This window comes from Tepidibacillus fermentans, from assembly GCF_004342885.1.
In the GTDB taxonomy this organism is placed as follows: domain Bacteria; phylum Bacillota; class Bacilli; order Tepidibacillales; family Tepidibacillaceae; genus Tepidibacillus; species Tepidibacillus fermentans.
Genome location: NZ_SMAB01000001.1, coordinates 162,000 through 184,755, shown reverse-complemented (window position 1 = coordinate 184,755; position 22,756 = coordinate 162,000). Strand labels below are relative to the sequence as shown.

Genomic DNA, 22,756 nt, shown 5'->3' with positions numbered 1-22,756 from the left:
AAAGCATGGGAGAAAATAGAACATTGGATTACTATATTATAGCAATTATATCTGCCTTTTTTATGATTGGAATCGGGGGAACAAGACCACTTATATCTTTAGTATTAGCGAACGAGTTAAATGCTAGTACATGGCAAATTGGTTTCATTGTTTCATTATATTCATTTTTTCCTCTCTTTTTTGCGATAAAAATGGGGAAATGGGTAGATCGTGTCGGTTCGAAAAAACCACTTCTCATTAGTACGTTTTTTGGAAGTATTGCGTTAATGATTCCAGCTTTTTCTCCCACGATTGGTGGAGTTGGTCTTTCTCAATTGTTATCGGGGATCTCCCAGACCATATTGGCAGTGTCTGCCCAAAGCTATGCAGGAAATACGAAAGATCCACGTAAGAGAGAAATTAATATTGCGATTTTCAGCATTGGCGTCTCGGTAGGAAGTTTACTTGGGCCCCTGTTAGGTGGCTTGTTTTCTGATCGATTTGGATATTTTCGTGCTTTCTTCTATTTAGCAAATCTAGGACTTATCTCTTCCTTATTTACACTGATATTAAGAGAAAATCGGATAACGTCATCACATTCACCTGATTCTCTGAAAGGGAATATCTTTGAACTTTTAACAATTCCAAATGTAAGAAAAGCATTTTTCATCAGTTCTTTAATCTTGATTGGTAAAGATATATTTGGCACCTATTTCCCGTTGATTGCTACCAAAAGCGAGATTTCTAATACAATGATCGGATTTATTATTGCTCTAAATGCAGGAGCAGGGATATTTATTCGTTGGGTTTTACCCATATTATTAGATCGTTTCACTAGAAATCAAGTGATTGTCGGTTCTATTCTCATATCTGGAATAACCTTTTTACTTTTCCCTCTTTTTAACAATTTACTTTTATTGACTTTATTGTCATTAATTCTTGGGATGGGATTAGGGATAGGGCAACCTTTATCCATTACGACAACGATACTTTCTCTCCCAGAGGATCGGGTAGGAGAAGGATTAGGGTTAAGACTGACTTCCAACCGATTAACACAAGTTTTGGGACCTATTTTATTTGGAATTTTTGCTAATTTACTTGGCTTTGCAAGTGTGTTCCTAATAACTGGGGTCTTTCTTATCGTTGGGTCTGTCAAAGCAAAAGTTGATGTGCCATTTACTGATGAAAAGGAGAATTAGGTTCATCACTACAAATATTACCAATCAAATAAAAGGAAGATAAAATGGAGGTTCCACCACGATGAATGATAAAATCATTCGTTTATTGCGAATCTTAACTCTCATTCAAGCCAAACCAGGGATTCTAGCTAGGGAATTAGCTGAAAAATGTGAGACTTCAGAACGGACGATATATCGTGACCTTGAAATCTTAAGCTTAATTGCACCCATTACCAACTTAGGTCATGGGAAAGGTTATCAATTTATTGGCAATTTCTCTCTTTATCCTCTCAATTGGGATGAACAAGAAGCGCTATCTTTTTCGATGATGCCTTCAATTCTAGAGTCTGTAAGATCTATGCTTCCTCAAGGCTTTGATACCGCTTATGAAAAGGTGATGGCCACATACAGAAAGGAGAAAAAACAAAATGACGATCTCCTACAAAAAGTAACTGACATTATTCAGATGGGAACACCAGCGTATCGCGAAGATAAAACCAATTTTATGCTACCGATCATTCAAGCTATCTTAGCTAAGAAAACGATTATGACGGTCTATCATACCCAAAGTCGCGATAAAACTTCTAAAAGAGAAATCGATCCTTACTATCTAGTACCACGAGAACAACGGTTTTATCTCATTGGTTATTGTCACACGAAAAAAGATGTTCGAACCTTTCGCATCAGTCGTTTTCTAGATGTTCAAATTACAGACAAACCTTTTGATATGAAAGACTTCAACATCCAAAACTATCTAAAAAACACTTGGTCCATCGAACGAGGGGGAAAGAAAATTACGTTCAAAGTGAAATTCAGCCCCAATGTCGCTCGCTACTTGAAAGAAGAAGAGCTCTTTGTCACCCCGAAATTGACGGATCTTAACGACGGCCATCTCCTTTTTGAAGTAACGGTAAATCATGATCGGGAATTTCTCAATTGGTTGTATCAATATGGTCCTGAGGCAGAGATTCTTGAGCCAAAGGAATATCGAGGAAAGATGAGAGAGATGCTTAGAAAATGGACTCAATTATATGAAAGATAAACATGATTTAAAGAAAAAAATTTAGATTGAGGTGATCACCATGGAAAGTTCGGACATTTGGAAGCAAATCTTAGCGTATATTGAGGGCCAAATTAGTAGACCAAGTTTCGAGACTTGGTTTCAAAATTCAAGAGGCTACATAAAAGATGAAAGAGAACTAATTATCGAAGCCGAGAACGAATTTGCGAGAGATTGGCTCGAATCTAGGTATATGAGCTTAATTGATGAAGCAATTGATGAAGTGAAGAGCGACATCGACTCCTATGTTATTGTAACTAGAGAACGAATGGATGAACCAATGAGGAAAAGAAGGCGGTTTCAAGAGAACGAAATAACAGAAATGTTTCAACTGTTAAATGAGATTCTGCGGGAAACACAAGAAGTAAAAGAACAAAATGAAAAAATAATGCGGATGTTGGAAGAACTTTCGTTCCCTGACAAATAAATGTCAAATCCCCCCAATATAATGAAAGTAAAAATACGAGGGGGAATTTTTTTGAAAAAAACTTTCATTATTATTTTTGCCATTATTCTCATTATTCTAGGAGGATGTTTATCTTCAAGCACAAGTTCAAGCCCTGCAACTAAAGAAACTTCTGCTCCGGAAACAAAAGACGACTCTAAAGTTTTAACAAAAGAAGAGTTTGAAAAAATGTATACCAATCCAAACGATTACAAAGGAGCAAAAGTAGATTTCTACGCCAAAATCTTTACAGTACCGGAAAAAGATAACCAAGGTACATACTTGCAAGCTTTTGCTGATCCGAAAAATAGTGAGAAAAATACTGTCATTGCGATTAAAGATCCAAACTTGGATGTAAAAGTAGGGGATATTATTCATGTTATTGGAAAGGTAGAGAAAGTTTTTGAAGGGGAAAATGCTCTTGGAGGAACGATTAAGGCACCAGTGATTATTGCGGATAAAATAGAAAAAAGCGATTATGCAACTGCCTTTGCTCCAGCCATTAAGACGATTGACGTGAACAAAGAAATCAACCAACATGGATATATTATAAAGTTGACTAAGCTAGAATTAGCAAAAGCAGAGACAAGAATTTATGTGACGGTAACGAATCAGAGTAAAAATAAAATTAATTTCTTTGACTTTAATACTAAACTAGTCATGAATAATAAACAGTATGAGTTGGAAGATAATTTTGAAGCAAATTATCCAAAGGTTCAATCAGAGTTATTACCTGGTGTAAGATCAGAAGGAATTTTGACTTTCTCAGCACTTGAAACTCAATCAGGTACACTAAAGGTAATTTTTGAAGGTTCATCAGATAACTACGAACTCAATTTCAAGCCATTTGAATTTGAAATCAAGTTTTAATATTCTTCCCCTACTATGAAAGGTAGGGGATTTTTTCAATGGGATCTTATCTTATACATTGTTTAGAGAAATCGTTTTAGAGGGAGAGATTTTTTATGAATAATAGAGTATTTGTCTATGGAACATTACGAGAAGGGGAATCCAATCACTTCCTGATCAAGGATTATGTTCAATCATCCCAAAAAGCAATAATGAGAGGTTGGATGGTGAATCTTGGATCTTATCCAGCTGTTATAACAGGTAAAGGTATTATTCTAGGAGAACTCATCGAATTAAATAACCCAGAGGAAGCTTTTGCAGTGATGGATCGATTAGAAGAATATTATGGCAAAGGTTCTGAGATGAACTACTATGACCGAATCGAGACAACAGTAATGACTGAAGATGGCAAGCAAGAAAACTGTGAAGTTTATGTGTTCCCAGAAAGGGAAAAAGAAGATTTAACGAGAAAATTTCCCTTTATCGTCAATGGCGATTGGAAGAATAGAGACCAAGAAACCCACTTTTTATATTTCGCTTATGGGTCCAGTATGAGTAGGAATTCTTTAAGAAATGACGTCCCTGAATTTGAAGTCATTGGCAAAGCCGAATTGGTAAACTACCAAGTGGCCTTTACCCGATATTCTCATCATCGTAAAGGAGGTGTCGCAGATATTGTAAGTCAACCTGGAACAAAAATGGAAGGTATCTTGTATCTGATCCCCATTGAAAATCTGGAAAATCTTGATGCTCGAGAAGAAGCTTCCCCACATTTAGTTAACCCTATATACAAAAGAATTAAAGTGAATGTTAAAATAGATGGACTTGATCTTCCTGTCTATACCTATGAGGTTGTCAATAAAAGTGAAAAAGAAATTCCTCCAAGCGATAAATACATGGGATTAATTATGGAAGGAAGTGATTTATTAAGCGAGGAGTACAGGAAGAAACTAAAGGAGCATATGGAGGAGTTAAAAATGAAATAAATTCAATTGTGTACCCTTAGCTTGTCTACGGGAGTGAAGATTCTTATGATTTTATTCTCAGATACAGAAGCCGATCAATCGCGTAAAGAAATTAAATCGATTGCAAAACAACTAAGTTGGTAAGTGTTTGCAGAAGAAATCAATCATAGTCGATCTTACTGATGTAAAACAAATCGAATTTCCTACAGTTTTCGATACATCAGATCAAAAAAACCAATTAGAAGTTTTATCTGAAGCGATATTGCAAAGCAGAAAAAATTTATAATTTTACAGACAAACATTTATTCCCTGACCACATACTGTCAAAATCTCATGCTTAGATATAAGTAACATGTATAATGGAGGGATTAGGATGAATGTTAAGCCTCTTTATGTTACCGTGGTCGGGAGTAAACATTACTATGGACCAGAAGTATTCAAAGTAGGTCAAAAAGTGAAATTGATCAAAGACTATGACAATCCATATGATGATGAAGCGATTAAGGTTGAATCGGAACCTATAGGTACTGTTGGATATGTGGCCAATAGTACTCATACCGTTGCCAAAGGAACAAGAAGCGCAGGGAGAATCTACGATACATTTGAAGACCATTGTTATGGTAGAGTTATTTTTATTGTAAAAGGCGATGTCATCGTAGAATTGTTAGGTGAAGAAGACCATGAGTTTATTTAAGAAGTATGAAGAGACAATTTATACAAGATTTTTTTAGCAGAGCGTTGATCCGCTTTGCCTTTTTTATGCCAGAGATTGTAAGAAGATTTTTGAAATAATTAAGCGACAAAAGAAAAAGATGTGAATTGATATATCACAAACAAAGTTTTTGTTTATGGAACGTTACGTGAAGGGGAAGTGAATCATAATCTTATTCAACCCAATGTAAAATCCCTGAAAAAAGCCATGATGAATGGATGGATGATCAATCTAGGGCATTTTCCCGCGGTAGTTACAGGAAGTGGTATTGTCAAAGGTGAACTGATTAAATTGACAAATCCTGATACTTAAAGAACCTTGATGCAAGAGAAGGAGCTACCGCTAAAAATCCTGCATACCAACAAATCACCGTTCATGTCAAAATAGATGGAATCGAACTTCCTGTCTATACGTATGAAGTGATGAATAAGAGCGACAAGGAAATTGCCCCAAGTGATGAATATATGGGTCTTATTATAGACGCAAAAGAACTATTTCAAAAAGAATCGATCAGATTTCTGTAATTGATTTTGCAATAGAAGATTCAATCCTGAAGCAGTTATACGAAAGAGCAAAACAATTAGCAAAAAATCAAATTACTCATCAATGTGCTAGATAGTTGACCAATATCGAAGCAATTAGAAGTGTTGAAAGACCAAATGGAATTAGAAGAAACGAAAACGATTTATACTATGTATTAGGATCTGTGGAGTGGAAGAGTTGTTGAACGAGGGCAATTGCCTTCTAGAATGGACTTATTTTAGATTTTACTAAAAGGGGCCCTTTTTGGGCTTTTTTCAAATTCAAGGGTAAAAAGGAATTTATTATGGTATTATTGAACTATACAAATGGAAAGAAAATGGAATTCGTCAAAAAAGGGAGAGCGACTATAGAATGTCAAAAGGGATAATCGATAATAAACAAACAGGTTTGGTAGGGGATGTTCTTAAAGAGAATATTTCAAAAGGCAGCAAAATCTCTGTTGCAGCAGCACATTTTACCCTTTATGCCTTTGTTGAGTTAAAGAAAGAACTGAGGCAAATTGATGAATTTCGATTTATCTTTACAGAACCAGCATTTATTGAAGGTAAGGACTTAATTCGAGATCAAATTAAGAAAAATGAAGCAATGCTATATGGGGCAGATGAAATGGCTAAAGAATAAAGCACAAATAAAATCTGTGACTAGACAACGCATTCAAGGTGGATTGTATCATATTCAAAACAAAGATGGGAAGCAGATTGGTTTAGTTGGTGGTGCTCCTTTCTCAAGCCCAGGATTAGGTTACAGCAATTCATCAAACATGTACATAAATAATATCGTAGATGATGAAGAAACGAATAATCAGCTTCTGCGAAATTTTGATGCAATATGGAGAAATGACCAACTGTTAGAAGATGTGAAAGAGCAAATCTTACAGCGTATCGAGTTGTTATACCGTGAGAATTCCCCTGAATTTATTTATTTTGTTACCCTCTATAATCTGTTTAAAGATTTTCTAGAGGGGAATCGGAGTATTGATATATTACAAACAAAAACAGGGTTTCAAAATACAAAAATATGGAATAAACTCTATGACTTTCAAAAAGACGGTGTAGTAGGAGCCATTAACAAAATAGAAACATTTGGTGGATGCATCATTGCAGACAGTGTTGGTTTAGGAAAAACATTTGAAGCCTTAGCGATCATCAAATACTATGAATTGCGAAATCATCGGGTATTGGTCTTGGCTCCGAAAAAATTAAGGGAGAACTGGTCGATCTATCGCCTGAACGATAAACGTAATCTTCTATCTGAAGATCGTTTTTCGTTTGATTTATTAAATCATACTGATTTGTCACGTCAAGGCGGATTTAGTGGTGATATTAATCTAGAACACGTCAACTGGGGAAATTATGACTTAGTTGTTATTGATGAATCCCATAACTTCAGAAACAATGAGGCTCGGAATGATCGAGTCACAAGATATTCAAGACTGATGAATGATATTATCAAATCAGGCGTAAAAACTAAAGTGTTAATGTTGTCTGCAACACCGGTAAATAACAAACTAGATGATCTGAAAAATCAAATTGCTTTTATTACTGAAGGAGATGACTCAGCACTATTAGAATCGGCTAATATAAAAAATATCTCTCAAACCATTCGCGTTGTTCAATCTCAATTTAACAGATGGAGCGAATTACCCGAAGAAAGTCGAACGACTGAACGATTGTTAGATATGTTAAGTTGGGATTACTTCGCATTATTAGATTCATTAACGATTGCTCGATCACGTCGTCACATTGAGAAATATTATAATATGAACGAGATAGGAAAATTCCCCAATCGATTAGATCCAATAAATATTAAAACGGAGATTGACAAAGAGAATCAATTTCCTGCTCTTGAGAAAATAAACAACGACATCTTGCGATTACGCTTGGCTGTATATTCCCCGATGCAATACATTTTGCCACATATGAGAGAGTTGTATAGTGAAAAATATGATACAAAGATAGCAAATGGAAAAGTGTTCAGACAAACAGACCGTGAAGATAACTTGATTTATTTAATGAAGTCTAATTTATTAAAACGACTAGAAAGTTCTGTACACTCGTTTTCCTTAACGCTAGAAAGTATCATTTTTAACATCAATTCCTTTTTAGGCAAAATAGAAAATTATACACCTTCTATAGATACTGCCAATGACATTCTAAATCTAGATCTCGAAGATCCAGAACTAGAAGATGCACTTATTGGTTCAAAAGTAAAAATTTTACTCAAAGATGTTGATTTGATTCGCTGGCGACAAGATTTATTATATGATCGTGAAATATTATCAAAACTATTAACTTATGCAAAGAGTATTACACCTGATCGTGATCAAAAACTATTAAAACTAAAAGAAACGATAAAAGGAAAAATTGAAAATCCGCTAAACGGGGATAACAAAAAAATATTGATATTTACCGCCTTTGCAGATACGGCAAAATATCTATATGACAATTTACATGCTTGGATTTTGCAATATTTTGATCTTCATACGGCGATTGTCACAGGATCAGACAATCCAAAAACAACCTTAAAGCTGAAGAAGATCGATTTCAATAATGTATTGATGAGTTTTTCACCAATCTCGAAAGAAAGAGAAAAAGTAATGCCAGGAATGGCTGATGAGATTGATATTTTGATTGCAACAGATTGTATATCAGAAGGACAGAACTTACAAGATTGTGATTATCTAATCAACTATGATATTCACTGGAATCCCGTTCGGATTATCCAACGCTTTGGTCGTATTGATCGATTAGGAAGTCGAAATGAAAACATACAACTTGTCAATTTTTGGCCTTCTATGGAACTAGATGAGTACATCAATTTAGTAGGTCGAGTGAAGAATCGTATGACCATCTTGGATATTTCTTCAACTGGGGAAGAAAATGTGATATCCGAGAATGCAAACGAAATGAGAGATTTAGAGTATCGTCGGAAACAATTAGAAAAATTACAAAATGAGGTTATCGATTTAGAAGATATCTCTGGGAATATCTCACTTACGGATTTTACAATGGACGACTTTAGAATGGACCTACTAAATTTTATGAAAAAAAATAAGAGTTTAGTAGAAAATGCCCCGTTAGGACTATTTAGTATTACCACTAACAGAAATGAAAAGTTAAATGAGGAGATTGAAAGGGGAGTTATTTTTTGTTTAAAACAAATCAATAACTTCGCAACATCAAATGAAAAAAATGCTCTCCACCCTTATTATTTAATCTATATGAAAGAAAATGGTGAAGTCCTTTACAATCATGTTCATGTGAAAAAGATATTAGACATTTATCGTTCGTTAAGTTATGGTAAGCAGGAAGTAGAAGAGCAATTGTATAACTTATTCTACGAGGAAACAAATGACGGAAAATACATGAACACCTATAAAGACCTACTAGAGAAAGCGATAGAAGAGATTGTCGGCAAGATCGATCAACAAGTAACCCTTGATATATTTAACCTCGGCAATTTAGACAGTATAGTGAACAGTGCGAATACGCACTTACAAGATTTCGAGATCATTTCTTATCTCATTGTAAAATAAAGGGTGGTGTCTATGTCTGCTTCAACTTTTTATCGGCAGATTGGATTGGAAAGCAAACTACCTTCTTTAAATAAAAAACTGGACAAAAAAAACTTTTATGATTATGTAGATTTAAATCGAAAAGAAAAAGATGTCATTACAAAAGCTATCGAACGAATGGAGTTAACTTTCTTACTAACTCCTTCAACCATTAACATTCAACCGTTTATAAATGAAGAATTTCATTATGAAGGGATTATGTTCATCACCATTCAATTAAGAGAAACGGCGACAGATAAGCAAATATCAGTTATTGATGAGGTTATACATGGAACATTGCCAAATCCAACCATCAATGTTTTTCAAATGAATAACAATGATATTCTTATCAGCACATGTATGAAACGACTAAATAAAGTAAATAGATCCAGTGTGGTGTTGGGTGAAATCCATCATACAACTTGGATTAATTTAGACTATCAAACTCAAATAGTTAAGGATTTTATCCAGTCTGTTCATCTTACAAAGATTAATTTTGCTAATTTCTATGAATTCTACAAAGATATCGATATAGCAGTACAGGCTTTTCAAAATGCCAACATTATAGGGAATTTCCAAATTGTTAAGGACGAACAACAGAGACTACAAAAACAATTACTGATCCAACAAATTAGCGTGTGTGAGACGGAGATATCTAAACTTAAAACAGCGATTAAAAAAGAAACACAGTTCAATAAAAAAGTAGAGTTTAACGTGAAAATTTATCAGTTACAGAAAAAAATTGCTGAATTAAAACAACAATTAACATTGTAAAGGAGAATCCGTAATGCAAAAACTAGATGGTAAATCTCTCGACTTAACACAAGAGAACATTAATGCACTAAAACAGCTTTTTCCAGAGATCGTAACTGAAGGAAAAATAGACTTTGATAAATTAAAACTTATACTAGGTGAAGAAATTGAAATACGTAAGGAAAAATATGAATTCACATGGCATGGAAAAACACAAGCGATAAAATTAGCTCAAACCCCTTCAACAGGTACGCTACGTCCAGATAAGGAATCAAGTAAAAATTGGGATACAACAGAAAACCTTTATATTGAAGGGGATAACTTGGAGGTGTTAAAACTTCTCCAAAAATCTTATTTTGGAAAAATTAAGATGATCTACATCGACCCGCCTTATAATACGGGAAAGGATTTCGTTTATAAAGATGATTTTCGGGATAATATAAAAAACTATAAGGAATTAACGCATCAAACAACGAGGGCAAATACAGAGAGCAATGGAAGGTATCATACAGATTGGCTGAATATGATGTATCCAAGATTGAAATTGGCTAGAAACTTATTAACTGAAGATGGTGTTGTATTTATAAGTATTGATGATCATGAAGTTCATAATATTAGAAAAATATGTGATGAGATCTTCGGAGAGGTAAATTTCATTGCTGAAATTATTTGGGAAAAAATACATACTAGGAAAAATTCCGCTAAATATTTCTCAGACTCTCATGAATATATTTTATGTTACACCAAAAATAAAATTTTTTGGGATCGAAATTTGATACCAAGAGAAAATACTGATAGCTATACAAATCCAGATAACGATCCTAAAGGGCCCTGGAAAAGCGATCCAATCTATGCTAATAATCCCTATGAAGCAGATTATGAAATAAAGAAACCAAATGGTGTTATTTTAAAAAGGCCACAGGGTAAATACTGGAGATATAGTGAAGAAACTATAAAAGCTGCAATTTTAGAGAATAGAATTTTATGGGGAGAAGGTGAATCATACCCTACTTTAAAAAGATACTTATCTGAAGTACAAGATGGTTTGGTTCCAACTACACTTTTTAAAAGAGATTTTGCTGGAGATAATTCACTAGGAAATAATGAACTTAAAGATATTTTTGGTATGGATAAATTATTTTCATATCCCAAACCTGCAAAGTTAATCAAAATACTTCTTCAAATTGGTACGAACCAAGATTCCATTGTATTAGATTTCTTCTCCGGCTCAGCAACAACAGCACATGCAGTCATGCAAATAAATGCAGAAGATGGCGGAAATCGTAAATTTATCATGGTGCAGTTACCTGAATTAACTGATGAAAACTCCGAGGCTTTTAAAGCTGGTTATAAAAATATATGCGAAATTGGTAAAGAACGAATTCGCCGTGCTGGAGATAAAATTGTAAAAGAAACAGGTAAAACGGATTTAGACATTGGTTTTAAAGTTTTCAAATTAGACTCATCAAATCTAAAACCATGGGATCCAGATTACGAAAATTTGGAAAATGATATCACTAATTGGAAAGAAAACATCAAAAAAGATCGCACTAAAGAGGATTTACTATATGAAATTTTATTAAAAATAGGTATTCCATTAACAACACAGATTGAGGAAATAGATTTTAATGGTAGAACTATATATAATGTTGCCTATGGTTCCGTTCTCTTATGTTTAGAAGATAACATTGACCAAGAGATTGTAAACGAAATGATTAAGCTAAAACCAGAAGGGTTCGATACCAAGTTTATTTTTAAAGAGTCAGGTTTCATCAGTGATTCAGTAAAAACAAATGCAATTCAAACGTTAAAGAAAAACGGAATCACGGATGTAAGGAGCGTGTAAAGGATGAAGTTAAAATTTATCTCTGACTTACCTTATCAACGCCAAGCTATTGATTCTGTTGTAAATATCTTTAAAGGACAACCAGTGAAACAATCAAACTTTACGGTATCTTATGGAGAGGATGCCGGGATGATTCAGACCGATTTAGGAATTGGAAACCGATTGGATTTAACGCCAAATGAGATTTTGAAGAATGTTCAAGAAATACAGATAAAGAATGGTTTATCAAGAAGTGAATCTTTAAATGGACTAAATTTCACAATTGAAATGGAAACAGGTACTGGGAAAACTTACGTATATTTACGCACCATTTACGAGTTAAATAAGCATTATGGTTTTACTAAATTTGTGATTATTGTTCCATCTGTAGCCATTCGTGAGGGAGTGTATAAATCCCTTCAAATCACGGAGCAGCATTTTAAAGAATTGTATGATCGAACACCTTTAGAGTATTTCATATATGATTCAAGTAAACTCGACCAAGTGCGTAATTTTGCTACAGCTACTTCCATACAAGTGATGATTATCAATATTGATGCTTTTCGCAAAAGTTTTGAGGATCCTGAAAAAGAGGATAAAGCAAATGTCATTCATCGAGCTAACGATCGTTTAAATGGTTATCGCCCCATTGAGTTTATCCAACAAACCAATCCGATAGTAATCATTGATGAGCCACAAAGTGTGGACACCACACCAAAGTCAAAGGAAGCGATTTCATCTTTGCATCCATTATGTACGCTTCGTTACTCTGCAACACACGTCGATAAATACAATATGATTTATCGATTAGATGCAGTAGATGCTTATAATGAGAAGTTGGTAAAGAAAATTGAAGTCATGTCTGTAAGATCAGAACAGTCGTTTAATCTACCTTATATTAGATTGGTAGAAGTAAAAGAAGGCAAAGCAAAAATCGAACTAGATGTAGAATCGCGTGGAAAAGTAAAAAGAATGGTCAAAAACGTTAAATATGGGGATGATCTGTATGATGTATCAGGTGAACGTGAGATATATCGGAATTATCTTGTTGAGCAAATCGATTGGACAGAAGGCAATGAATCCATTGAAGTGAACGGCCATTATTTACGTGTTGGTGAATCGATTGGCGATATTGACGATGATACGATTAAAAGATATCAAATCCGAAAAACAATTGAAGAACATCTAGATAAAGAATTACGTTTAAATCCTCGTGGAATTAAAGTATTAAGCCTATTTTTTATTGATAAGGTTGCAAACTATCGTGATTACGATAAAGATGGGAATCCAGTAAAAGGCAAATATGCCATCATGTTTGAAGAAGAATACAAAAAGCTTATTCAGAAGCCAAAATATCGTACATTATTCAATGATATAGATGGTGATATGGATATAGAAAAGATTCACAATGGTTATTTTGCGCAAGATAAAAAGGGAAAGTTAAAGGATACAAATGGAAACACACAAGCAGATACAGATGTATATAGTCTGATCATGAAGGAAAAGGAACGATTGTTGAGTCTAGACGAACCCCTTCGTTTTATCTTTTCCCATTCTGCATTGCGTGAGGGGTGGGATAACCCAAATGTATTCCAAATCTGTACCTTAAAAGATTCCGCTGGAACCTATGTAAGTCGTAGACAAGAGATTGGCCGTGGTCTTCGCATAGCGGTAAATCAAAAAGGAGAACGAGTACAAGACTATCATGTGAATACATTAACGGTGATGGCCAATGAATCTTATGAAGATTTTGTGGCTAATTTACAAACTGAAATGGAAGAACAAACGGGAATTACATTTGGAAAGATCGAGAAGCATATGTTTGCTAAGTTAGCCTATATTGACGACAGCACTGATGAACCAGTGGCTATGGGGTATGAAGTATCTGAGAGACTATATAATAGTTTGAAGGCCAACGGGTACATCGATAAGAAAGATAAGGCCACATCAATACTTAAAGAAGCGATAGAAAACTATGAACTTCATCTACCTGAAGAGTTCTCTCCTTGGAGACCGACGATTATAAGGGAATTGAAACACATTATAAACCGCTTACCTATTAAGGATGCAAGTAAAAAGAAAAAAGTTAAATTAAATAAAGCTATAATCGACAGCAGAGAATTCTTAGAGTTATGGGATAAAATCAAATACAAAACCGTGTTTACTATTGATTATGATAGCCGTGAATTAATTAATAAGTCGATTGGAAGTATTCAGAAGATGGATCGAATTGAAAAAATGAGAATTCTGAGTCGAAAAGATGGAATTTCGAAACTAGATCGCACGACTGGTATACAAGGTTCGATAGTGAGTGAGCGATTTGAAGATTATGTAACGGTTCAACATCCTTTACCAGATATTATCACTGAATTGCAGAATCGCACAAATTTAACCAGAAGAACCATTGTTGAAATATTAACGGGGAGCAAACGACTTGAAGATTTTAAGAATAATCCCCAAAAGTTCATTGAAGTAGTTACCAAAATAATTAAGCGTGAATTGAAGCTGTTATTAGGAGATGGTGTAAAATATTACAAGATTGGTGACGACTCATACTATGGTGTCGAGTTGTTCCAAAATGAAGAACTTTTAGCATATTTAAATGATAACGCACTTCAAAGCAAGAAATCTCCTTTTGACCATGTCATCTATGATTCGGATGTGGAAGCAAATTTTGCGAAACGCTTTGAAAATGATGAGAATGTAAAAGTATATGTGAAACTTCCAAGCTGGTTTAAGATTGAAACACCAATTGGAGATTATAACCCAGATTGGGCAGCTGTGATCAATAAGGATGGGGAAGAAAAACTCTATTTTGTGATAGAAACAAAAGGAACAGATGTAGAGGCTTTCCTACGGCCAGAGGAACAAGCAAAGATTAAGTATGCAAGAAAGCATTTCGAAGCAATGAATACTGATGTAATCTTTGAAGGGCCGGAAAGTGATGTTAATCAGTTTATGTTGAAGGTACAAAATAAATAATGAAGGGACAGATAATATAGACAGCACAAGAGACCCTAATTCTTGTGCTGTTCATTTTATCGTGGGGGAGATAAACATGAGAATGGAACAAATTTTAGCTATTATTAATAAGGAATTTCCGGAAAAGGCAATAGACATTGGTGAAAGCATAGATTTATTGCTTTATTCAATCGATGAATTAATTAAGGACATTAATAATAAGATCACTCATGCTTTAAATAAGAGAGATTACAACAAGACAAAATCTTTGACAGAATTATCTGAAGCAGTATATAACTATGAAACGATGTTAAGGCAAATCTTTAATGATATTGAACCTGACAATATAATAGATGAGGTTGAAAATGAGAAGGAGGAAAGTACTAAATCTTCTCCGAATTATAATGAGTGTCTAGTTGATTTCAATATACCACATACGTTATATGAGGATTTTACCCATGTACGTCCTCATTCCTTTCAATTTAAAGGGCAAAAGTACGAAGTTAGGACATGGCAAGAGGTACTATTAAAAACATCAGAGATTTTATACACGTTAGATATGGATAAGTTTGAACAATTTCAATATGATAGAAGAATGAATGGGAAAAAAGTTCAATATTTCTCTAAAGTTGAATCTGAGATGAGAAAACCTGTAAAGTTAAAATCGGCGGATATTTTTATTGAAACAAATATGAGTGCAAATTCTATTCGAAATTTAATCGCAAAGATGCTACAAAAATATGATTTTAAAATCTCAGATTACAAACTCTTCTTTAAAACAGACTATTCTTCATTACATAATGAAAATAAAAATGGGGGGTTTCATAATGGCTGAAATCAAGTACGATATCATTAAAAATGTGGGGATTCTATCAGAAAGTCCAAAAGGCTGGACGAAAGAACTCAACCTAATAAGTTGGAATAATAAAGCCCCTAAATATGATTTGCGAGATTGGTCGCCTGACCATGATAAGATGGGAAAGGGAATCACGCTAACAAAAGAAGAATTAATGGAATTAAGAAATATATTGAACAACTTAGAGATCTAATGATAATATCGCCATCGATACGTCGGTGGTTATTTTTTTGCTTTCATACTGGTACTCAAATTATAATGGATAAAGATCTTGCCATACAAAAAGAGTCGAACTTTTATTATAAAAAGTTTCGGCTCTTCTTATTTTAGTTTAATTTTATCTTAAATACTACTTAATACCTCAGTAGGTATCCTTCCAAGAAAATAATCTTCAATTTTATCCCAAAACTCCTCAGTATTTGCTTCGGTTTTAAATAGATAAGTCAGCATTGCTACTGAGATTCGGTGTCGTTTGTGAACATTGCTTAAGATTGTGTTATCATAATTCTCTGGATTCTTAATCGTATTTTCTATTTGGAGTTTCGAGTTAATACGTATAAAGATTTCAGGGTTATCTCCACCCCTAACTTCATACAATAACAGGTCAAGCATTTCAATAGACCAAGTGAGATAAATGTTTTTTCTAATTCATAAGTATGGGATTTTGGTAGATAAACTTCATAATTTTCATTATAATTTAAAGCGGACATTTGTAATAGCTTATTTACATGATGGTTTAAGAATCGTGTAAATTCGTTTAAATTAGGAAAAACCTTATATTTTATTTCGGATTGATTTTCCCTCTTGGTGATGATCGATAGTCTGTGATTTTGGTTGCGATTGACTACATCTTGGTAACTTATAATGCTTTGAATGAGTTGATTTGCTATTGCTTCAGATTGGTATTTTGATTTCCTAAATAAGCTAGAAACTGAAGTCGTAAGGCTGTTTAAGGAGAAATATTCCTGATTATAAATATATGGACTAAACAATTTTTCAATTTTACTTATTGTATCTTCAATATTCTTTAAAAATTGATATTGGTTTTTGTTTTGTAAATCTATCTCAACATTTAGTACGGATTCGATAAATTCAATGTGTTTAAATTTAAGGTTATCATCTTTATGATGTAATAAAAACTTGAATTTTGGGAATGTCATATCTTTGTATTTTATCTCCCATAATTCTTTTAAATTAAACTTATATATCCCCCCAAAATATTCTTCATTTAAACTTTTTATTTTTTGAATATAGGGCCCATAAGTTTTAACAAAGTCATCTTCGATTTCCCTTTTTACTTTCATGTACTCAATTGAGAATATATTTCTCGGTCTTGCAATAATAGGGGAGTAGCCCATTTTATTAATGAAATCTTTTTCAATGATTAATAGTGCCGTTTTTAATTTGTTATCTAGATCATCATCCTGATCAGAATTAAAATTACGTTCAAAAATGTAGCGAAATTCCTCTGAACTAACAAGAAGATTACGAGCTGGTTTATTACTTTTTTCTTTTTTATATAGCATTAGAATTTTGTCCATAACCTGGATTAATTGTGCTTTACGAATCGTACTAATCCCATGGAGTTTCTTTACATGATTAAAGTCCTTTGGAAGGAAATCAAAATATGCCTTTCCTTCATCAAGAGATCTAGCGGCACGACCTATTTCCTGTACATAATCACATACATTTCCAGTTGGGGCAAAATGTATTACGGTATCAATGTCAGGAATATCAATTCCCATACCAAACGCTTTTGTTGCCAGCATAATTAGTGAATCTCCATTTTTGAACTTTAGAAAGCTTTCATTCTTTTCCTCTTTTTTCATCGTTCCATAATAAGTAGAAACGGAATTGGCCAATTCGTGATTGGCGTGTGCCAGTATGTAATCATTAAATTGGCGAAGGATTGAAACAAACGGGAAATATACTAATACTTTTTTCTTCCTTTTATACGATCTTTTTAATCTTTCGTGAAGCAAAGAGTACTTCTGTAGTCGGTATTCTTGTTCTTTTGTTGAAGTAAATGATACGCTTTTTAAAGAAACTTTAATATTCTCCCGTTTAACGTAACCAAAATAGTTGATAGGATTAATAAGCATGAGGCTATCCCTAGTCTCTGAGTACATATCCTCAATTCCACCGTAAATGGCTGTCGCTGTAAACGTGGCAACGGGAAATTTCATCTGTTTACGAAGTTTTTGTAAATAACTACCCAAATACCAATAATCTGATCGAAACGCCTTCCCCCAAGTAGTAACAATGTGTGCCTCATCAATAACAAAAAGTCCGACTTTTCTATCTCCAATTAACATGCTGATATCTGAACGACTAAGTAAGGTTTCGGGCGAGATATACAAGATTGAAATTTCACCATTTGCAATCTTCGTCGATATATTCATTTTTTCAACAGGAGAAATTTCAGAATTAATGGTTGCTGAAAAATAAACATTTCTTTCATGCAAACCATATACCTGATCTTTCATTAACCCAATTAAAGGTGAAATAACAATAGTTAATAGATTATATTTCTCAGCCAAATAAATAGCTGGAACTTGAAACATAACCGATTTTCCAGCCCCTGTTGGTGAAGTGGTAAAAACATCCCGGAAAGTTTCATCTTTGTAGGCAAGTTCAGCTTGCGTTACAATATCATCAATAATTTGGGATTGGGATATATAAATAATTTCTTTAGGATTTTCAATATCATCTACGTTTTTATACATTCTTAATGGTCGGAAATGATCGTAACCCCAATATTTTTTTAATATTTTCTCATATTCTTTCTCTCTAGCAATACCTTTGGATTCAGTTTTTTTTTGGTATTGGTAAATCTTTAAATCTGGTAGTAAGGATTGTAAGATTTGAATTCTATTAAGGTAATTTTGACTAAATTGTTGAATATCTCCTTTCCACGTAAAATGAAGAGCTTTTATTTCTTTACTATTTTTAGATAATTGAGAAATAAGTTCTAAAAATGGTTCTTCATCTTCTGATAACTCAATAAAATTTTGTGCTGTTTTGGTAATGGGAAAGGAGGAGATGTCCTTTTCGTTATTAAACAAGTCTATTTCTCCGTAGTTATCAATGTAAGAAACGTAAAATCTTCCATTTCTTGTTTTTAAGATATTCCCATAATATGAACTAATGTATTGAATTTCATCAGGTATATCATGGTGGTTATCAATATCCTCATAGTATTCTAAATAAATATGATCAATTTCATCTATCGAATATGTGAGAGGATAATAGTATTGATAGAGGTTGTTGTTTAATATATGAACATCAGCAAAGGTCTCTATTGTATCTTTAGAAGCGGTAATCAATTCTTCATAGGTACACCAATAAATATCCGGAGATTGATTAAGCCTCATAACTGCTTCTGTTATTAATTCCATTTTTCTCTTTGGAAGCTCACTCAATAATTCGCCTAAAGGAATTGAAAAGAGTTTTTGGTAATCAATTTTAGAAATCCATTCATTGGGGAATCCTTTAAAAACTACTAAGTTATTTCTTTTGCGGTCTAATTTGTTTAAGAAAATATTAAAATGCTGGAAAAATTGATTAAACATTACAAAAACACTTCCAATCTTTTACCAATATGATAAATTAATATTATAGTAGAAATAGTCTGAATTCAATAGGAAGTGATCATATGGGGGAAGAATTTGATCTATTAGAAAGAGTGCTTAATAGATACATTGAGCAATATGATAAAAGGAGTAATATAAATTTATCTTGGCTCAAAAAAATTGTAATGGTTAATGAAAATATAGAAGTCAACGAAACCATATTAGTAGAATTTTTGACTCGAAAGGGATTTCATTCTATCAAATTACCAAATACCTCTTCATTAAATGTCTCTACTGAATTAGGAAATACCAAAAATAAACATCAAAGAGACGAAACAAAAAAAGAATGTGATGATGTTATCGAAAAAGATAAAGAGGATGAAGAGGATGAAGATTTTGATCCGAATGAATTTTTGAAGAAAAATAAGGATTTGATTGATAATTTCTTTTTACCTATACAAAGTTTCGAGGAGAATACAAGATTAATAGAAAAATATCATAACAACAAGGACAATAAACTATTATTTGAATTAGTAAATAAAAATATGGGACTTATAGAAAAAGTTGCAATGAAATATGGAAATATGTCCCATCATGATCTTGAATTTGATGACTTAGTTAGTATAGGTAAGTTTGGACTATTAAAGGCAATTGAAAAATTTGACCCTCAATTAGGTTATCAATTTTCGACATATGCTACCCATTGGATAAGACAGGCGATAACGAGAGCGATCATGTATGAAGGAACCACGATTCGAATTCCAGTTCATCTATATGATAAAATAATAAAAATAATTAGAACGGAAAATGAATGTATTAAGGAATTGGATAGTCTAGATATAGACTGGGTATGTAATAAATTGAATATGACTAAAGAGAAATATTATGAGTTAAAAAGGATTGATTACAATATTTTAGGAATAGCTTCTTTAAATACTATTGTTTCTACCGAAGATGAAGATAGTCAATTATTTGACTTTATCGCCTATGATAAATTTGAACATCTAGGTGCAATTGTTGAAGAATACTTAGATCCATTTGAAAAAGTGGTAAGACAAGATCTCCAAAATTTTATAGAAGAATTACTTTCTTCTTTTTCGGAAAGAGAACGTGATATCATAAAACATAGATATGGATTCTATAAAGAGGAATTAAAAACTCTTGAGGAAGTCGGAAGAATATATGGGGTAACAAGAGAAAGAATACGACAAATCGAATCGAAAGTAATTCAAAGTTTGAGAAAGAAGGTTCGTTTAAGGAAACTTCATTATGATGATTTAACTGCATCAATGTAATGTTTGACAATCCAACTTACTATAACATCGCAAAAATGGAAAGGTGTAACCGTCAAGTAATTTTGAACACTTTTTGCTAATTAATTTTGAACACTTTCCTTGCCAAAAATGGTAGCTTGATGTTTAAGTCTATAGCTGTCATTCTCGTTTAGTTGAATCACCTCTACTTTATGAAGTAAACGATCTTATATGGCTGTGGTAATCCCTTGATCTCCCATTAATTCAGCCCATTCTTCTGGGCCTTTATTAGAAGTCAATATAATTGAATTCCGTTCATATAAATAGTTAACTAAATGGTTGGCTGTCTACCCAAAAAATAAACAATCTCATAAACAATCCGCTCAGTTCTATTTATCTATTCACGGAAATGTTCAAGAGAAAAGAACGAATTACCCACAATTATCAGCAACATTTTCTTCCGTGTTTGAATCATTGGATGAGGTAGAATGGACTTTTGAATTTATAAGGGATTCACTTCAACAATTAGGAATAAATGAACCTGGAGATAAACGTTTAGCGGTTACCTATACTTCTAGGAGTTCTGGACAAGCTATACATGTGAACTATTGTAATTGGCTGTTACTTGGATTCTATAAAGATAATGAGAATGGATAAATGGTTCGAATTCCACTTGTAGAAAGTGAGCTACCTAATTCCTATCCTGTCTATTATCGTTTTAAACAAAAACCTGACGAGGAACAGGTTGCATGCTATTTAGTGCCAATGAAGGATTTAAGACCATTTCACGAAGATATAAGATCGAATTATGAAAGAACATTATCCTTTATAAAAGAAAGGTTCCATAACTTTGAAAAGTCTCCCTATAGAAAATACAACTTAGAAAAATTAGAAAATGCAATTTTTAATTTGGTTGAAAGTATTTACAAAGAAAAATAGACTCAATGTATCAAGCAGAAATATTAGATCTAAGGATTAAGTTTGGTTTGGAACCAAAGGTAAAGCATATCTCGACGTAATCAAAACATATAAATATTAACCCAAAATATAAGATATTTCTGTAAAAGGGTGAATTCATATGAGGCATAGAGAAAGAACTCTAGAAGAACTTGAAGAAGAGGAACGAAGATTGCTCGCTCAAGAAGATCTAACGAAAAATGATGGTTTTTATGGTAAGTTTATCAATCTTTATCAAGAGATGTACGATGTTGTAATGAAAAATGCTCGTCAAACTAAAGATAGGGATGATAAAGACTTCCTTATTCAATACGCAAACGATATAAAAGAGCGGATTATCCATTGGTTGATTAAATATGGTACCTGTATGAAAATGAATCATGAGAAAAGTGATATATTGCGGAAATGGCTTTGAAAAAAGTATTCAGGTATGATCGTAGTAATCCAATTGCGAATTATCGATTAGGTTTTTTGGCATACAAATACCACAGACATAGTGACGCTGTTCTCTATTTTAAAAATGCAATTGACTATCAAACGTATGCTCAAAGTCAAGATTGGAAAATGAATGAGGAGCAACTATACCGAGCCCATTTATATTTAGTGAATAGTTACTTATTTGTTGCTAGTAGAACATATGAGAAAATGAAAGATCTTCCCATGCCTGAACAAGAATTGACACAGTATGAACTCTCTCCCATTTTTGATATTATTAACAAAAATGAAATGTATTTAAATCGACATGCCTTTGTACGTTACACGAATGAAGGACGCTTCTTTTGTTCAAAAGAAGAGTGTGATGATATTTTTTATGAAAGTGATGCTGTTGATAACATTCTTATTCTATATTTTTCTGATCGTAACTATTTGTTAAAGTTTAACGACAAAAGTATTGTCCTGACTGCTAAATTTGCTGAGTTATTAAAAGATTTACTATTAAATAGTTCTAAAGACCAGTCTTTAACTGTACGAAATGTAAAAGAATATTTTAATAGTAAGAGTGAGGATGTTTCAAAGGACACGTACAAACAAGGAATAAGACGTTTGCGTAGGAAATTGGAGGAAATTGGTACTCCAGATATTATCGTTAATGATCCTAATAATAAGGAATTAGCATATTACTTTAATGGTACCGTTCAGTTCATGGTAATGGAGCGAGTTGAGGAGATAATCGATTAATTCATTTGTTGATCAATTTTCAAAGACAATGGGGTCAAATCCTTGCAAGTCAAGGTATTTGGCCTTTTTCTTTTTTTGGTGACAGGACTGTCACCGCCATTATGGTTTAATGGATT

The 22,756-nt window shown here is 33.2% G+C and carries 21 protein-coding genes and 1 pseudogene; 20 read left to right on the top strand and 2 right to left on the bottom strand.

Annotation, left to right across the window (positions count from 1 at the left end; all coding sequences use genetic code 11):
* Window positions 1-5: 5 nt before the first annotated feature.
* The 15 genes from EDD72_RS00875 to EDD72_RS00815 all read left to right on the top strand — a co-directional run bounded on the left by EDD72_RS00875 (window position 6) and on the right by EDD72_RS00815 (window position 15,872).
* Window positions 6-1,178: an MFS transporter gene (locus EDD72_RS00875; protein WP_132766741.1), complete on the top strand. Its 1,173-nt coding sequence runs from the start codon at window positions 6-8 to the stop codon at window positions 1,176-1,178.
* Window positions 1,179-1,239: 61 nt separating this feature from the next.
* On the top strand, window positions 1,240-2,199 hold the full coding sequence (locus EDD72_RS00870) for a helix-turn-helix transcriptional regulator (RefSeq protein ID WP_132766740.1): 960 nt from the start codon (window positions 1,240-1,242) through the stop codon (window positions 2,197-2,199).
* Window positions 2,200-2,239: 40 nt separating this feature from the next.
* Entirely contained in the window at window positions 2,240-2,644 is a 405-nt protein-coding gene (locus EDD72_RS00865; RefSeq protein ID WP_132766739.1) for a DnaA N-terminal domain-containing protein, read from the top strand.
* A gap of 51 nt (window positions 2,645-2,695) precedes the next feature.
* Window positions 2,696-3,532, top strand: a complete 837-nt coding sequence (locus EDD72_RS00860; protein WP_132766738.1) for a DUF4352 domain-containing protein — start codon at window positions 2,696-2,698, stop codon at window positions 3,530-3,532.
* A gap of 95 nt (window positions 3,533-3,627) precedes the next feature.
* On the top strand, window positions 3,628-4,497 hold the full coding sequence (locus tag EDD72_RS00855) for a gamma-glutamylcyclotransferase (protein ID WP_132766737.1): 870 nt from the start codon (window positions 3,628-3,630) through the stop codon (window positions 4,495-4,497).
* Window positions 4,498-4,624: 127 nt separating this feature from the next.
* Window positions 4,625-4,762 carry a hypothetical protein gene (locus tag EDD72_RS12415; protein WP_165894876.1) on the top strand — a complete coding sequence of 46 codons (138 nt, stop codon included), beginning with the start codon at window positions 4,625-4,627 and terminating at the stop codon, window positions 4,760-4,762.
* An 87-nt stretch (window positions 4,763-4,849) separates the two neighbouring features.
* Window positions 4,850-5,170, top strand: a complete 321-nt coding sequence (locus EDD72_RS00850) for an HIRAN domain-containing protein (protein ID WP_132766736.1) — start codon at window positions 4,850-4,852, stop codon at window positions 5,168-5,170.
* Between the two features lie 132 nt (window positions 5,171-5,302).
* On the top strand, window positions 5,303-5,500 hold the full coding sequence (locus EDD72_RS00845; RefSeq protein ID WP_132766735.1) for a gamma-glutamylcyclotransferase family protein: 198 nt from the start codon (window positions 5,303-5,305) through the stop codon (window positions 5,498-5,500).
* A gap of 582 nt (window positions 5,501-6,082) precedes the next feature.
* Window positions 6,083-6,352, top strand: coding sequence for a phospholipase D-like domain-containing protein (locus EDD72_RS12765; protein ID WP_243643738.1), 270 nt, complete (start codon window positions 6,083-6,085; stop codon window positions 6,350-6,352).
* On the top strand, window positions 6,309-9,266 hold the full coding sequence (locus EDD72_RS00840) for a helicase-related protein (protein ID WP_243643737.1): 2,958 nt from the start codon (window positions 6,309-6,311) through the stop codon (window positions 9,264-9,266). The genes EDD72_RS12765 and EDD72_RS00840 overlap by 44 nt, the downstream gene beginning before the upstream one ends.
* Window positions 9,267-9,278: 12 nt before the next feature.
* Window positions 9,279-10,058 carry a DUF4391 domain-containing protein gene (locus tag EDD72_RS00835; RefSeq protein ID WP_132766734.1) on the top strand — a complete coding sequence of 260 codons (780 nt, stop codon included), beginning with the start codon at window positions 9,279-9,281 and terminating at the stop codon, window positions 10,056-10,058.
* 13 nt (window positions 10,059-10,071) lie between these two features.
* Window positions 10,072-11,883: a site-specific DNA-methyltransferase gene (locus EDD72_RS00830; RefSeq protein WP_132766733.1), complete on the top strand. Its 1,812-nt coding sequence runs from the start codon at window positions 10,072-10,074 to the stop codon at window positions 11,881-11,883.
* A 3-nt stretch (window positions 11,884-11,886) separates the two neighbouring features.
* Window positions 11,887-14,844 (top strand): type III restriction-modification system endonuclease, encoded by a 2,958-nt coding sequence (locus EDD72_RS00825; RefSeq protein WP_132766732.1) that lies wholly within the window; start codon window positions 11,887-11,889, stop codon window positions 14,842-14,844.
* Between the two features lie 76 nt (window positions 14,845-14,920).
* Window positions 14,921-15,658, top strand: coding sequence for a hypothetical protein (locus tag EDD72_RS00820; protein WP_132766731.1), 738 nt, complete (start codon window positions 14,921-14,923; stop codon window positions 15,656-15,658).
* A complete protein-coding gene (locus tag EDD72_RS00815; RefSeq protein ID WP_132766730.1) occupies window positions 15,651-15,872 on the top strand; it encodes a YdbC family protein in 222 nt (73 codons plus the stop codon). The genes EDD72_RS00820 and EDD72_RS00815 overlap by 8 nt, the downstream gene beginning before the upstream one ends.
* A 337-nt stretch (window positions 15,873-16,209) precedes the next feature.
* Here the strand turns inward: EDD72_RS00815 and EDD72_RS00810 are convergent, their stop codons facing one another.
* Complete coding sequence (locus EDD72_RS00810; RefSeq protein WP_132766729.1) at window positions 16,210-19,251, bottom strand: helicase-related protein; 3,042 nt, start codon at window positions 19,249-19,251, stop codon at window positions 16,210-16,212.
* Window positions 19,252-19,334: 83 nt separating this feature from the next.
* Here EDD72_RS00810 and EDD72_RS00805 point away from each other — a divergent pair, with 83 nt between their 5' ends.
* Window positions 19,335-20,546 carry a sigma-70 family RNA polymerase sigma factor gene (locus tag EDD72_RS00805; RefSeq protein ID WP_132766728.1) on the top strand — a complete coding sequence of 404 codons (1,212 nt, stop codon included), beginning with the start codon at window positions 19,335-19,337 and terminating at the stop codon, window positions 20,544-20,546.
* Window positions 20,547-20,626: 80 nt separating this feature from the next.
* Here the strand turns inward: EDD72_RS00805 and EDD72_RS00800 are convergent.
* A pseudogene (locus EDD72_RS00800) lies at window positions 20,627-20,842 on the bottom strand (ATP-binding protein); the annotation flags it as partial.
* 1 nt (window position 20,843) lies between these two features.
* Here EDD72_RS00800 and EDD72_RS00795 point away from each other — a divergent pair.
* The 4 genes from EDD72_RS00795 (at window position 20,844) to EDD72_RS00780 (ending at window position 22,640) form a co-directional block, all read left to right on the top strand.
* Window positions 20,844-21,161, top strand: coding sequence for a hypothetical protein (locus EDD72_RS00795; protein WP_132766727.1), 318 nt, complete (start codon window positions 20,844-20,846; stop codon window positions 21,159-21,161).
* Window positions 21,162-21,443 carry a hypothetical protein gene (locus EDD72_RS00790; protein ID WP_132766726.1) on the top strand — a complete coding sequence of 94 codons (282 nt, stop codon included), beginning with the start codon at window positions 21,162-21,164 and terminating at the stop codon, window positions 21,441-21,443.
* 139 nt (window positions 21,444-21,582) lie between these two features.
* A complete protein-coding gene (locus tag EDD72_RS00785; protein ID WP_132766725.1) occupies window positions 21,583-21,876 on the top strand; it encodes a hypothetical protein in 294 nt (97 codons plus the stop codon).
* Window positions 21,867-22,640: a helix-turn-helix domain-containing protein gene (locus EDD72_RS00780; protein WP_132766724.1), complete on the top strand. Its 774-nt coding sequence runs from the start codon at window positions 21,867-21,869 to the stop codon at window positions 22,638-22,640. Before EDD72_RS00785 ends, EDD72_RS00780 begins: the two co-directional genes overlap by 10 nt.
* Window positions 22,641-22,756: the final 116 nt, after the last annotated feature.

Coding starts and splice junctions, on each gene's coding strand:
- EDD72_RS00870 (WP_132766740.1), top strand. CDS start 1,240: ATGAATGATAAAATCATTCGTTTATTGCGAATCTTAACTCTCATTCAA.
- EDD72_RS00830 (WP_132766733.1), top strand. CDS start 10,072: ATGCAAAAACTAGATGGTAAATCTCTCGACTTAACACAAGAGAACATT.
- EDD72_RS00790 (WP_132766726.1), top strand. CDS start 21,162: ATGGTTCGAATTCCACTTGTAGAAAGTGAGCTACCTAATTCCTATCCT.
- EDD72_RS00875 (WP_132766741.1), top strand. CDS start 6: ATGGGAGAAAATAGAACATTGGATTACTATATTATAGCAATTATATCT.
- EDD72_RS00780 (WP_132766724.1), top strand. CDS start 21,867: ATGGCTTTGAAAAAAGTATTCAGGTATGATCGTAGTAATCCAATTGCG.
- EDD72_RS00785 (WP_132766725.1), top strand. CDS start 21,583: ATGAGGCATAGAGAAAGAACTCTAGAAGAACTTGAAGAAGAGGAACGA.
- EDD72_RS00835 (WP_132766734.1), top strand. CDS start 9,279: ATGTCTGCTTCAACTTTTTATCGGCAGATTGGATTGGAAAGCAAACTA.
- EDD72_RS00810 (WP_132766729.1), bottom strand. CDS start 19,251: ATGTTTAATCAATTTTTCCAGCATTTTAATATTTTCTTAAACAAATTA.
- EDD72_RS00820 (WP_132766731.1), top strand. CDS start 14,921: ATGAGAATGGAACAAATTTTAGCTATTATTAATAAGGAATTTCCGGAA.
- EDD72_RS00805 (WP_132766728.1), top strand. CDS start 19,335: ATGGGGGAAGAATTTGATCTATTAGAAAGAGTGCTTAATAGATACATT.
- EDD72_RS12765 (WP_243643738.1), top strand. CDS start 6,083: ATGTCAAAAGGGATAATCGATAATAAACAAACAGGTTTGGTAGGGGAT.
- EDD72_RS00855 (WP_132766737.1), top strand. CDS start 3,628: ATGAATAATAGAGTATTTGTCTATGGAACATTACGAGAAGGGGAATCC.
- EDD72_RS00815 (WP_132766730.1), top strand. CDS start 15,651: ATGGCTGAAATCAAGTACGATATCATTAAAAATGTGGGGATTCTATCA.
- EDD72_RS00840 (WP_243643737.1), top strand. CDS start 6,309: ATGAAGCAATGCTATATGGGGCAGATGAAATGGCTAAAGAATAAAGCA.
- EDD72_RS00850 (WP_132766736.1), top strand. CDS start 4,850: ATGAATGTTAAGCCTCTTTATGTTACCGTGGTCGGGAGTAAACATTAC.
- EDD72_RS00825 (WP_132766732.1), top strand. CDS start 11,887: ATGAAGTTAAAATTTATCTCTGACTTACCTTATCAACGCCAAGCTATT.
- EDD72_RS00865 (WP_132766739.1), top strand. CDS start 2,240: ATGGAAAGTTCGGACATTTGGAAGCAAATCTTAGCGTATATTGAGGGC.